Source organism: Amycolatopsis sp. NPDC003861 (assembly GCF_053605405.1).
Genome location: NZ_JBSGJD010000259.1, coordinates 1 through 13,529, shown reverse-complemented (window position 1 = coordinate 13,529; position 13,529 = coordinate 1). Strand labels below are relative to the sequence as shown.

Sequence of the window (13,529 nt, the reverse complement as noted above, 5' to 3'; positions counted from 1 at the left end):
AAAATCGACGTCCACACCGTGTTGTAGTTGATCGCACTCGCCATCACGGCGACCAGTGCCTCGCCGGGGCCGAGCTCGGGAACGGGGACGTCATCGACGTGCAGCGACTTGCGCGGATCCTTGTCCCGGCTCTCCAAGCCCTCGAACATGTCGACCTCGTCCGCGTGCACCGTCACCCCGCGATAGCTCCCGGGCAGCGGCAGTGCCGCCGCCGCGTGCGGCTCGCCGGCGACGATGGCCTGCCGGATGTCTTCGAGTTCTCCGTCACCCACAGCTTTCCCTTCGGTCGAGAGCTCCCTCACGGGAGCAGGTCCGGATCGGCTTCCGCGCCCACCCCGGCCGGGCCCCGGTGCAGCAGGGCGGCCGCGTCCGGGGGCGGCCGGCGAGCGGCGGAGTCGAGGATGTTCCGCCCCGGGTTGGTCAACCACTCGCGCAGGGCTTCCGCCCACCAGCCGGTGTCGTCGGCCCGGATCTCGCCGGGCACGGCCGGGAAGGCCGCCTCCGCGTCGGCGACGCCGAGCGTCTCGCTGATCGCCGCCCAGGTGAGCCCGTCGGCGCGGGCGGCCACGACCGCGCGCTCGAGGTAGCGGGCGGCCAGGTCGGTCAGTGCCCGTGCGGCGTGCAGCGCGGCCCGATCCGGCTCGTGCGGCCAGTAGTGTTCCGGCACGACGGCGTGCCGGGCGCAGACCGCGATCTCCCACGCCGCTTTGGCGGCGGCCACCTTGGCGTGCAGCGCGGGCGGGAAGGCGCCCGGGTCCTCGGGCGCGGCCGTCACCGGTCGCCGCCGAGGATGGTGGCCAGCGCCTGGTCGAAGTCTTCCGGCTCGACCAGCGCGGTCACCTTCTCGTGGCCGTCGTCCACCGAGAGCAGGCGCTTGCCGACGAGCAGCAGGTGCCCGCCGGCGGACGAGCGGGCCCGGATGACGGCGCTGGCGAGCACGGTGCCGTCGGTGTATTCCCGCATCCGCTCGGCGAACCCGTGCCAGTCCTCGACGCTGCGCCCCTCCGGCGAGAAGCGGTAGACCGCCCGCCACGGACCGGTGCGGCTGCGGCGGTACAGCGTCTGCCACCCCTGCTGTTCGACCACCTTGTACCGGCAGCCGTACTGGTGCTGCACCTGGGCTTCGAGGCGCAGCGGATCCAGGTACGACGGCCCGGAGAACCCGACGTCGGCCAGCCACAGGTCCGCCCCCAGCGTGACCCCGGTGAACAGGTGCGACCGGTCGGGGGAAAACGTCCCGTCCTCCTGGCGCACCCCGGCCGAGACGATCCGGGTCTCGAACCCCAGCTCGTCGAGCAGGCGGCGGAACAGCGGGTTGAGCTCGAAGCAGATCCCGCCGTGGCCGTCGCGCACGATCTTGTCGAAGGTCGCGTCGAGGTCGACGGCCGCGATGTTGGCGGGCAGCTCGCCGCCGGCCGGGGCGAACTTCGTGTTGTCGTAGGGAATCGTCACCAGGTGCCGGTGGTGCAGCTGCCGCAGGGTTTCCGGCGTGGCCGTCCGCGGGCCGGGGTAGCCCAGGCGGTCCAGGTAGACATCGGTGTCGAACATCGCTCCGCCTTCCCGGCTTCAGGCTGTCGTCGCGGTCAGGGCGCGCAGGCGCTCGGTGATGCGCGCCCGCGCGGCCGCGTCCGGTATCGCCGAGATGCTCGCTTCGAGTTTGTCGATTTCCGCGAGCAGGACCTGCGGCTCGAACCCGGGCGCGGCGGCCGGCGGCCGCAGTTCCGCGGCGAGGTGGCCGGCGAGCGCCGCCGGTGTCGGGTGGTCGAACACGACGGCGGCGGAGAGCCGCACGCCGGTGGCCGCGCCGAGCCGGTTGCGCAGCTCCACCGCGGTCAGCGAGTCGAAGCCCCGGTCCCACAGGTCCTCGCCGGGGTCGAGGGCGTCCGTCCCGGTGTGGCCGAGCACCGCCGACGCCGTCGCCAGCACCAGGTCGAGGACGATCGCCCGCTGCTCGTCCGCGGACCGGCCGGCCAGCCGGCGGAGGAACGACCCGGTGTCGACGGCGGCGCTCTCCGCGTCCCGTCGCACCGGCCGGACCAGCGCGCGCAGCATCGGCGGCACGGCCTCGCCCGACGGCCGGTCCAGGTTCATCGGGACCAGCACGGCGTCCGGCGACCGCAGCCCGGCGTCGAACAGCGCCAGGCCGTCCTCTTCGGACAGTCCGCGGAAACCCCGGCGGGCCAGGCGCTCCCGGTCGGTGTCGCGGAGCCGGTCCGCCATGCCTGCGGCCTGCCAGGCACCCCAGGCCAGCGCCACGGCCGGCAACCCCCGGGCGCGCCGCAGGTGCGCCAGCCCGTCGAGGAAGGCGTTCGCGGCGGCGTAGCCGGCCTGGCCGGGACTGCCCACCGTGCCCGCGGCGGAGGAGAAGAGGACGAACGCCGCCAGGTCGAGCTCCCGGGTCAGCTCGTGGAGGTGCCAGGCCGCGTCGGCTTTCGGCCGGAAGACGGTCTCGATCCGCGCCGCGCTCAAGGCCGGGACGACGCCGTCGTCGAGGACGCCGGCGGCGTGCACCACCGCGGTCAGCGGGTGCTCGGCGGGGATGCCGGCCAGCAGCCCGGCCAGCTCGGCCCGGTCCCCCACGTCGCACGCGGCCACGGTGACCCGGACGCCGTGGCCGGCCAGCTCCGCCACCAGCTCGGCGACGCCGTCGGCGTCCGGGCCTCGCCGGCCGGCCAGCAGTAGGTGCCGGACGCCGTGCTCCTCGGCCAGGTGCCGGGCGACGAGGGCGCCGAGCGCGCCGGTGCCCCCGGTGACCAGGACCGTGCCCGCCGGATCCAGCGGCCGGGCCGGGGCCTCGCCGCCGGCGGGCCGCCGGACCAGCCGGGGCACCGTCACCGCGCCGGCGCGCACCGCGGCCTGCGGCTCCCCCGACGCCACCACGGCGGGGACCGCGGCCCGCGACGCCGGTTCGTCGTCGAGGTCGGCCAGCACGATCCGGCCCGGCTCCTCCGACTGGGCGGAGCGGACGAGCCCCCACACGGCGGCGGCGGCCGGGTCGGTCAGCTCGGCGCTGCCGTCCACCGCGACCGCGCCGCGGGTGAGCACCACGAACCGCGCGGCGTCCGCCTGCGGCTCGTCGAGCCACTCCTGCAGCTGCTCGAGGACCGTGGCGGTGACCGTCCGCGCCTGCCCCGGGCCGGCCGGGTGCCCGGTGAGGTCGACGACCGTCCACTCGGCGGGGTCGGCGACCGGTTCCGCCGGGGTGAGGGGTGTCCAGCCGATCCGGTACACCAGGTCGTCGATCCCCCGCCGCAGCGCACCGGGCTCGACGGGGCGCAACGTGAGGGCGTCGACGGTGAGGACCGGGCGGCCGGTGGTGTCGGTGGCGTACAGGGTCAGCGTCGCCGGGCCGGCCGGGACGAGGTGGACCCGCAGCGTGGTGACGCCGCCGGCGTGCAGGGTGACGCCGGTCCAGGCGAACGGCAGGTGCGGCGTGGCCGGTGGCTCCGGCGCGAAGGCGTTGGCGTGCAGGGCCGCGTCGAGCAGGGCCGGGTGGATGCCGAACCCGCCGTCGCCCGCGGCCGCCGGCAGCGTGATCTCCGCGTGGACGCCGTCGCCGGTGCTCCAGGCCGCGGTCAGGCCCTGGAAGGCCGGGCCGTAGTGGTAGCCCCCATCGGCCAGCCGGTCGTAGAACCCGGCCGTCTCCAGCGGACGTGCTCCGGGCGGCGGCCACGTCGGCGGCTCGGCCGGTGCGGGCGGCGGCGAGGCGGGCTCGAGGACGCCGGAGGCGTGCCGGGTCCACCCGTGGTCGCCGTCCGGCGGCCCGCCGGTCGTCTCGGTGCGGGCGTGGACGGTGATCCGGCGGGCGCCGGTGTCGCCGGGTTCGGCGACGCGGACCTGGATCCGGACCGCGTCCCGTTCGGGCAGCAGCAGCGGGCGCTCGAGGACGAGTTCGCCGATCACCGGGCAGCCGGCCTCGTCGCCGGCCCGGACGGCCAGTTCGGCGAACAGCGCGCCCGGCACCAGCACCGTGCCCGCGACGGCGTGGTCGGCCAGCCAGGGGTGCGTCCGCGTCGACAGCCGCCCGGTCAGCACCACTTCCCCGCTGCCGGCCAGCCGCACCGCGGCCGCCAGCAGCGGGTGCGCCGGCGACTCCAGCCCGGCCGCGGACACGTCACCCGAGCGGGACGGGACGTCCAGCCAGAACCGCTCGTGCCGGAAGGCGTACGTCGGCAGGTCCGGCCGCTCGCCACCCGCGCCGAGGCAGGCGGTCAGGTCCACGCCGGACCCGCGCACGTGCAGCTCCGCCAGCGCGGCCAGCACCCCGCGGATCTCGGGCAGGTTCTTCCGGGCGGTCGCGACGAAGTCCACGGGCAGCGCGTCCACGCCCAGGCCGGTCAGCACCGCACCGGGGCCGACCTCCAGCACCGTGGACACGCCCAGTCCGGCCAGCGACGCGAGCCCGTCCCCGAAGCGCACGGTGGCCCGCACGTGCTCCACCCAGTACTCCGGGTCGGACACCTCTCCCGGCTGGGCCACCTCGCCGGTCACGTTCGACACCAGCGGGATCACCGGCTCCCGCAACGAAAGCTGCTTCACGACATCGCGGAAGTCGTCGAGCATCGGGTCCATCAGCTCCGAGTGGAACGCGTGCGAGACGCGAAGGCGCCGCACCCGGCCGCCCCGCTCGGCGAGCAGTTCCGAGACGGCCGTGACCGCGTCCTCGGCACCGGAGACGACCACCGACTCCGGCCCGTTGACCGCCGCCGGCGACACCCCGGATCCCGGAAGCACCTCCCGCACCCGGTCTTCGGGCAGGCCGGCGATCGAGGCCATCGCGCCACCCGGCGGCAGCGCCTGCATCAGGCTCGCCCGTGCCGCCACCAGCCGCGCCGCGCCGGCCAGGTCGAACACGCCGGCCACGAACGCCGCGGTCACCTCGCCCAGCGAGTGCCCGCCGACCACGTCCGGGGTCAGGCCCCACGACTCGAGCAACCGGAACAACGCCACCTCGAACACGAACAGGCCCGGCTGCGCCCACCCGGTTTCCGCCAGCACGTCGTCGGAGCCGTCGAAGAGCACCGAACGCAAAGCCTCGGCGTCCAGCCACCGGCCCAGTTCCGCGCACACCTCGTCCACCGCCGCCCGGAACACCGGGAACGCGGCGTAGAGCTCCCGGCCCATGCCCGCCCGCTGGCTGCCCTGGCCCGGGAACACCACGGCGAGCCCGCCGGATTTCGCCGTCCCCGCGATGGTCCCGGGTGCCTCGCCGGCCAGGGCCCGCAACCCGGCCACCGCTTCGGCACGGTCGGCGGCCAGCACCACCGCGCGGTCCGGCAGCGAGGCCCGGGTGGTCAGCAGCGCCCGGCCCAGCTCGGCGAGCGAGCCGTCGTTTTCGTCCACAAAGGACGCGAGCCGGGCGGCTTGGGCGCGCATCCCCGCCGTCCCGCGACCCGAGACGACGAGGGGCACCACACCGCCGGGCACCTCCGGCGATGCCGGTACCGGCGCCTGGTCCGGAGCCTGTTCGAGGATCACGTGCGCGTTCGTGCCGCTGATCCCGAACGACGAGACCCCCGCTCGGCGCGGCCGATCCACCACCGGCCACTCGCGCTGTTCCGTGAGCAGCCGGACTTCCCCGGCCGACCAGTCCACCTTCGGCGTCGGCTCGGCCACGTGCAACGTCCGCGGCAGCACCCCCCGCCGCATGGCCTCGATCATCTTGATCACCCCGGCCACCCCGGCCGCGCCCTGCGTGTGGCCGATGTTCGACTTCACCGACCCGAGCCACAACGGCTCCTCGCGATCCTGCCCATAGGTCGACAGAAGAGCCTGGGCCTCGATCGGGTCACCCAGAGACGTCCCCGTGCCGTGGGCTTCCACCGCATCGACGTCCGAAGTGGACAGACCCGCGCTCGCCAGCGCCGCCCGGATCACCCGCTGCTGCGAGGGACCGTTCGGTGCGGTCAGGCCGTTGGAAGCACCGTCCTGGTTGACCGCCGACCCCGCCACCACACCCAGCACCCGGTGCCCCGCCGCGCGGGCCACCGACAGCCGCTCCAGGAGCACCAGCCCGACGCCCTCGCTGAAGCTGGTGCCGTCCGCCGCGCCCGAGAACGCCTTGCACCGCGCGTCGAGCGCCAGCCCTCGCTGCCGCGAGAAGTCCACGAACAGGTTGGGGGTCGCCATCACCGTCACGCCCCCGGCCAGCGCCAGCGAACACTCACCGCGCCGCAACGCCTGCGCCGCCAGGTGAATCGCCACCAGCGACGACGAACACGCCGTGTCCACCGTCAACGCCGGCCCCACGAACCCCAGCGAATACGCCACCCGCCCGGACACCACGCTCCCGGAGTTGCCGGTCCCGAGGTAGCCTTCGATCTCCTCCGGCACCAGGCCGGCTTCCGGCAGGTACCCCTGGTACATCACCCCGGCGAACACGCCGACGTCGCTGCCCCGCAGGGAAACCGGGTCGATGCCCGCGCGTTCGAACGCCTCCCACGAGGTCTCCAGGAGCACCCGCTGCTGCGGGTCCATCGCCAGCGCCTCGCGCGGGCTGATGCCGAAGAAGCCCGCGTCGAACCCCGCCGCGTCCTCGAGGAACCCGCCTTCCCGGACGTAGCTCGTGCCGCGGTGCGCCACGTCGGGGTCGAACAGCCGGTCCACGTCCCAGCCGCGGTCCTCGGGGAACGGACCGATCGCGTCGGTTTCCGCGGAAACCAGGTCCCACAACTGCTCCGGCGACGCCACCCCGCCCGGGAAGCGGCACGCCATCCCGACGATGGCGATCGGCTCGTCCGCGGCCACGGCCGTCACCGCCGTGGTGGCCGGGCGGCGGCCCGCCAGCTCGTCCTTCAGGTAGGCGGCCACCGCGAGCGGTGTCGGGTGGTCGAACAGCAGGGTCGCCGGGAGCCGCACCCCGCTCGCCGCGGTCAGGCGGTTGCGCAGCTCCACCGAGGTCAGCGAGTCGTAGCCGAGCTCGCTGAAGGCGCGGTCGGGCTCGATGCCGTCCGGGTTCGCGTGCCGGAGCACCACGGCGGCCTCAGTGCGGACCAGGTCCACCAGCGCCTGGCTCCGCTCCTTCTCCGGCAGCCCGGCCAGCCGCTGCAGCAGCGAACCGGCGTCGGGCGCGACGTCCTGCACCGACCGCCGTCCCGGCCGCCCGGCCAGCGCCCGCAGCATCGCCGGGACGGCATCCCGCCGCGCCCGGACCGCCGCGACGTCGAGGTGCAGGGGAACCAGCAGGGCCTCGTCCGACGCCAGCCCGGCGTCGAACAGGGCCATCCCCTCCGCGGAGGTCAGCGCGCGCAGCCCGCCGCCGGCCAGCCGGCCGTGCTCGGTCTCGCCGAGGGTGCGGGTCAGCCCGGTGGTTTCCGCCCACAGCCCCCACGCGAGCGACACCGCGGGCAGGCCGGCGGCCCGGCGCCGGTGCGCCAGCGCGTCGAGGTACGCGTTCGCGGCGGCGTAGTTCGCCTGCCCCGGGTTGCCCAGTACCCCGGCGCCGGAGGAGAAGAGCACGAACGCGGCGAGGTCCAGGTCCGCGGTCAGCTCGTGGAGGTGCACGGCCGCGTCGATCTTGGGGCGGAACACGGTGTCGAGGCGGTCCGGCGTCAGCGCGGACACCACCCCGTCGTCGAGGGCCGCGGCGGCATGGACCACCGCGGTCAGCGGGTGCTCGGCCGGGATGCCGGCCAGCAGCCCGGCCAGCTCGGCCCGGTCCGCCACGTCGCAGGCGGCGACGTGCACCTGCGCGCCGAGCCCGGTCAGCTCGGCTTCGAGCTCGGCTGCGCCGTCGGCTGCCGGGCCCCGGCGGCCGGCCAGCAGCAGGTGCCGCACGCCGTGCGCGGTCACCAGGTGCCGGGCCAGCACCGCGCCCAGGGTTCCGGTGCCTCCGGTGATGAGGACGGTGCCCGCCGGATCCCACGGCGGGGCCGGCCGGTCGACGGCGGTGGCGCGCGCCAGGCGCGGGATCGAGGCGACGCCCGCGCGGATCGCCACCTGGGGTTCGCCGGAGGCGACGGCCGCGGGCAGCGCGGCCCGCGACTCGCCGGCGTCGTCGAGGTCGACCAGCACGAGCCGGTCCGGGTGTTCCGACTGGGCGGACCGGACCAGCCCCCACACCGCGGCGGCCGCCGGGTCGCCGACCTCGCCGGGGTCGTGCACCGCGACCGCGTTCCGGGTGAGGACTACCAGGCGCGCGTCCGGCCGGTCCGCGGCGAGCCAGTCCTGCACCGCTTCGAGCACCCGGCCGGTGGCCGCCCGGGCCGCGGCCGCGTCCCCGGCGCCGGCGGGGACTTCGCAGACCTCCCAGGGGATGTCGCCGCCGGACGCCGGGAGCGGGAGCTCGGTCCAGGCGACGTGGAACAGGGAGTTCGCCGTGGCGGTCACCGGGGCGGCGGTGACCGGACGCAGCGTCAGCGACCCGATGGCCGCCACCGGCGCGCCCGCGTGGTCGGCCACCGCGAGCGCGATCCGGTCCGCGCCGAGGTGGGTCGCCCGCACCCGCAGGGCCGCCGGGCCCGAGGCGTACAGGGTGACGTCGTTCCAGGCGAAGGGCAGCAGGGTCCGGCCGTCGACCGCCTCGGCCAGGGAGGTGAAGTTCATGCTGTGCAGCGCGGCGTCGAGCAGCGCGGGGTGGATGCCGAACCCGGCCGCGCCGGCGCTCTCCGGCGGCAGGACGACCTCGGCGTAGACCTCCTCGCCGTCCTTCCACACCTTCCGCAGCCCCCGGAAGGCCGGGCCGTATTCGTAGCCGGCCTCGGCCAGCTCGTCGTAGAAGCCGGTGAGGTCCACCGGTTCCGCGGCCGGCGGCGGCCAGTCCGCCAGGTCGAACCCGGGCGCCGGTTCGGTCGCGGTCAGCGTCCCGGCGGCGTGCCGGATCCACGCGCCGTCCTGGGCGTCGTCGCGGCTGTGGACCGACACCGGACGGCGGCCCGCCGGATCCGGATCGCCGACCACGACCTGCAGCGCGACCGCGCCGGTCCCGGCGAGCACCAGCGGTGCTTCGACGATCAGCTCTTCGACGACCGGGCACCCGACCTCGTCACCGCCGCGGACGGCGAGTTCCACGAACACCGTCCCGGGGACCAGCACCACGCCGGATACGGCGTGCGCGGCCAGCCACGGGTGCGACCGCAGGGACAGCCGGCCGGTGAACAGCACGCCCTCGCCGCCCGCCAGGCTCGTCCCGGCGCCCAGCAGCGGGTGCTTCGGGGACACCAGTCCCGCAGCCGAGACGTCGCCCGACCCGGACGGGATCTCCGGCCAGAACCGCTCGCGCTGGAAGGCGTACGACGGCAACGGCACCGGCCGGCCGCCGCTGCCGGCGAAACACCCGGCCCAGTCCACGCCCACGCCGCGCACGAACAGCTCCGCCGCGCCGGACAGCACGCGCGGGAGGCCGCCGTCGTCGCGGCGCAACGTCCCGGTCACCACCGTCGGAACGGCTTCGTGCCCCGCCAGGGTGTCCTGGACGCTGGTGGTCAGCACCGGGTGCGGGCTCACCTCGACGAACGCCCGGTGGCCGGTGCCCAGCAGCGCCTCGATGGCCGGCGCGAAACCGACCTGGTGGCGGACGTTCCGGTACCAGTACCCGGCGTCCAGGTCGGTCCCGGTCACCCACTCCTGGGTGACGGTGGACCACATCGGGATCTGCCCGGCGACGCCGCGCACGCCTTCCAGGGCCGCCAGCAGCTCCTCCCGGATGGGCTCGACGTGCGCGGTGTGGGAGGCCACCCCGGCCGGGACGAGCCGGGCCCGGACGCCGTCGGCCTCGCACCGCTCCCGCAGTTCCGCCAGGGCGTCGAGGTCACCGCCCACGATCACCGACGCCGGTCCGTTGACCGCGGCGACCTCGGCCCGCCCGGCCCACGGCCGCAGCCGCTCTTCGGCCTCGTCCGCGGACAGGGAAACCGCCATGATGCCGCCCGCGCCGGTCATCCGCCGCGCCATCACCCGGCTGCGCAGCACCGCCACGCGGGCCGCGTCCGCCAGGGTCAGCACCCCCGCGACGCAGGCCGCGGCGATCTCGCCCTGGGAGTGGCCGACCACCGCGTCGGGGGTCACCCCGCACGACCGCCACACCTCGGCCAGTGCCACGGACACCGCGAACAGCACCGGCTGCACGACTTCCAGCCGGGCCAGGTCCGGCGCTCCCGGCGCGCCCCGCAGCACGTCGGTCACCGACCAGCCCAGCAGGGGCGTCAGGGCCCGGTCGCAGTCGGCGAACCGGGCGGCGAACGCCGGGGCGGTGTCGAGCAGTTCGAGGCCCATCCCCGCCCACTGCCCGCCCTGCCCGGGGAACACGAACACGACCTTGCCGTCCACGTCGGCCGGGCCGGCGGTGACGCCCACCCCCGGAGCGCCGTCGGCGAGCGCGCGCAAGCCGGCGACCGCCTCGGCGCGGCCGGCCGCGAGGACCACGCCCCGGTCCGCCAGGGCCGCCCGGGTCGTCACGAGGGACAGCCCGGCGTCCACCAGCGGGGCGTCGCCCTGCTCCAGGAACGACGCCAGCCGCGCCGCCTGCCCGCGCAGCCCCGCCGTTCCCCGGCCCGAAACGACCAGCGGCACGACTCCGGCCCGGCTGACGACACCGCCGGTGTCTTCGGTGGTCGCCACGGGCTCGGGTTCGGGGGCCTGCTCCAGGATCAGGTGGGAGTTGGTGCCGCTCAGCCCGAACGAGGACACCCCGGCCCGGCGGGGCCGGTCGCTTTCCGGCCACGGCTGTTCCTCGGTCAGCAGCCGGACCGCGCCGCTCGCCCAGTCGACCTTCGGCGTCGGCTCGTCCACGTGCAGCGTCCGCGGCAGCGTTCCGCGCCGCATGGCCTCGACCATCTTGATCACCCCGGCCACGCCGGCGGCGGTCTGGGTGTGGCCGATGTTGCTCTTCACCGAGCCCAGCCACAACGGCCGTTCCGGCGGCCGGCCCTGCCCGTACGTGGCCAGCAGCGCGTCGGCCTCGATGGGGTCGCCCAGCATGGTGCCGGTGCCGTGCGCCTCGACCACGTCGACGTCCGAAGTGGACAGTCCGGCGCTCGCCAGTGCGGCCCGGATCACCCGCTGCTGGGACGGGCCGTTCGGCGCGGTCAGGCCGTTCGACGCCCCGTCCTGGTTCACCGCCGAACCCCGGATCACGGCCAGGACCCGGTGTCCCGCCGCCCGCGCGTCCGACAGCCGCTCCAGCAGCACGAGTCCGACGCCCTCGCTGAAGCTGGTGCCGTCCGCGGCGGCCGCGAACGCCTTGCACCGGCCGTCGGGCGCCAGTCCGCGCTGCCGGCTGAAGTCGACGAACGCGCCCGGCAGCACCATCACGGCCACGCCGCCGGCCAGGGCCAGCGAGCACTCGCCCCGCCGCAGCGACTGCACCGCCAGGTGAATCGCCACCAGCGACGACGAACACGCCGTGTCCACCGTCAACGCCGGACCCTCGAACCCGAGCGAATACGCCACCCGGCCCGACGCCACGCTGCCGGCGGTGCCGGTTCCCATGTAGCCCTGGCCGGTGCCCGGCACCTTCCCGAGGAACTCGGCGTATTCGTGGTAGAACAGGCCCGCGTAGACGCCGACGGAGCTGCCCCGCAGGGAAACCGGGTCGATGCCGGCGTTTTCGAAGGTCTCCCACGAAGTTTCCAGCAGCAGCCGCTGCTGCGGGTCCATGGCCACCGCTTCGCGCGGGCTGATCCCGAAGAACGCCGCGTCGAAGTCCGCCATGTCGTGCAGGAAGGCGCTTTCCCGCACGTACGACGAGCCCTCGCGGTCCGGGTCGGGATCGCCCAGCGCGTCGAGGTCCCAGCCGCGGTCGTCCGGGAACGGGCCGACGGTGTCCACGCCGTCGGCGACCACGCGCCACAGGTCTTCGGCCGAAGCGATGCCGCCGGGGTAGCGGCAGCCGGTCCCCACGATGGCGATGGGTTCCGATTCGAGGTCCCGCAGGCGTTTCTGGGTCCGGCGGGCGTCGGCGACGACCCGTTTGAGGTAGTCGCGCAGCTTGTCGTCATCGGCCATGGCAGGAAGACTCCTCGGAAGTGGCTCGCTCGCGCCGGCCCGGCGTCGTCACGCGGTGCCGAATTCGTTGTCGATCAGCTCGAAGATCTGGTCGTCGGTCGCCAGATCGAAGTCCAGGTCCGCGTCACCGGTGTCCGCGTTCTCCCATACGGCGGTCAGCGCCCGCATCCGGGCGACGACCTGGGTGCGCACCGCCCGGTCCGCGTCCGGGGCCCGGTAGGCGGTCTCCAGCCGGTCGAGCTCGGCCAGGATCGACGGCGCGGCGCCCTCGCCGGGAACGGCGAGCCGCCCGTCGAGGAATTCCGCCACCGCGGCCGGTGTCGGGTGGTCGAACACGAGGGCCGCGGGCAGCCGCAGCCCGGTGGCGGCGGTCAGGCGGTTGCGCAGGTCGACCGCCGTCAGCGAGTCGAACCCGACGTCGCGGAACGCCTGGCCGGTCCCGATTCCGTCCACAGAGGACAGTCCGAGCACGCCCACGGCCTCGGTGCGCACCAGCTCGGTCAGCGTCCGCAGCCGGTCCGGTCCGGACAGTCCGGCGAGCAGCCGGAGCACCTCGGCCTGCGCTTCGCCCTCACCGCCGCCGGTCCGGGCGTCGTCCTCGCGCAGGGTCCGGCGCACCTGCGCCAGCTCGCCCAGCAGCGGGCTGGGCCGGCGGGCGGTGAACCCCGGGGCGAAGCGCTCCCAGTCCACGTCGGTGACCACGAGGTCGCTCCCGGCCCGCTCGACCGCCCGCGCGAGCGCGCGCAGGGCCGGTTCGACGGCCATGGTGCGCAGGCCGGTCCGGCGCAGCTGGTCCTCGACGTCGGGAGAGTCGGACGACATCCCGCCGCCGGCCCACGCGCCCCAGGCGATGGCGGTCGCCGTCAGGCCGCGAGCCCGCCGCCGCGCGGCGAGCGCGTCGAGGTAGGCGTTGGCGGCGGCATACGCGCCCTGGCCGCCGCTCCCCCAGACCGCGGCGATGGAGGAGAACAGCACGAACGCTTCCAGGGGCCGGCCGGCGAGCAGCTCGTCGAGGTTCGCCGCCCCGGCGGCCTTGCCGGCCAGCACCTCGGCGAACTCCGGCAGGGTGGTGTCCCCGACCGCGCCGGTGGTGGCGACGCCGGCCGCGTGCACGACCGCGGTCAGCTCGGCGGACACGCCGTCGAGCAGCCGCCGCAGGCTTTCGCGGTCGGCGACGTCGCATTCCGCGATGGTGACCCGCGCACCTCGCGCCTCGAGTTCGGCGGACAGCTCGGCGGCGCCGGGGGTACGGGCTCCGCGCCGGGCCGCCAGGACCAGGTGCCCGGCGCCGGCGCCGGCCAGCCACCGCGCCACCTGGGCGCCGACACCGCTGACCCCGCCCGTCACCAGCACGGTGCCGTGCGGCTGCCACGGACGGGCCGGCGGAACGTCGGCGAGCGGCGCGGGCCGCAGCCGCCGCCCGAGCAGCCCGGTGGGCCGGACCGCCAGCTGGTCCTCGTCGCCGGCCCCGCCGAGCACGCCCAGGACGTGCCGGAGCGCGGGCTCGTCCACGACGGCAGGCAGGTCGAGCAGGCCGGCCCAGCGGTCGGGGTGTTCCAGGGCCACCACCCGGCCCAGTCCCCACA

Annotated in this window: 3 protein-coding genes and 2 pseudogenes; all 5 read right to left on the bottom strand. The window is 75.7% G+C overall.

Features of this window, described 5'->3' with window-relative positions; all coding sequences use genetic code 11:
- Nucleotides 1-272, bottom strand: a pseudogene (locus ACWEVN_RS40085) (crotonyl-CoA carboxylase/reductase); the annotation flags it as partial.
- A 26-nt stretch (nt 273-298) separates the two neighbouring features.
- On the bottom strand, nt 299-775 hold the full coding sequence (locus ACWEVN_RS40080; RefSeq protein ID WP_452054764.1) for a hypothetical protein: 477 nt from the start codon (nt 773-775) through the stop codon (nt 299-301).
- Nucleotides 772-1,548: an arylamine N-acetyltransferase family protein gene (locus ACWEVN_RS40075; protein ID WP_452054763.1), complete on the bottom strand. Its 777-nt coding sequence runs from the start codon at nt 1,546-1,548 to the stop codon at nt 772-774. Before ACWEVN_RS40075 ends, ACWEVN_RS40080 begins: the two co-directional genes overlap by 4 nt.
- Nucleotides 1,549-1,566: 18 nt before the next feature.
- A pseudogene (locus tag ACWEVN_RS40070) lies at nt 1,567-11,943 on the bottom strand (SDR family NAD(P)-dependent oxidoreductase); the annotation flags it as partial.
- 48 nt (nt 11,944-11,991) lie between these two features.
- Nucleotides 11,992-13,529 (bottom strand): beta-ketoacyl reductase (locus ACWEVN_RS40065; protein WP_452054762.1); only part of this gene is annotated, 1,538 nt, incomplete at its 5' end.

Bases quoted from the DNA above. Each gene is read 5' to 3' on its own strand.
- ACWEVN_RS40075 (WP_452054763.1), bottom strand. From the start codon at position 1,548: ATGTTCGACACCGATGTCTACCTGGACCGCCTGGGCTACCCCGGCCCG.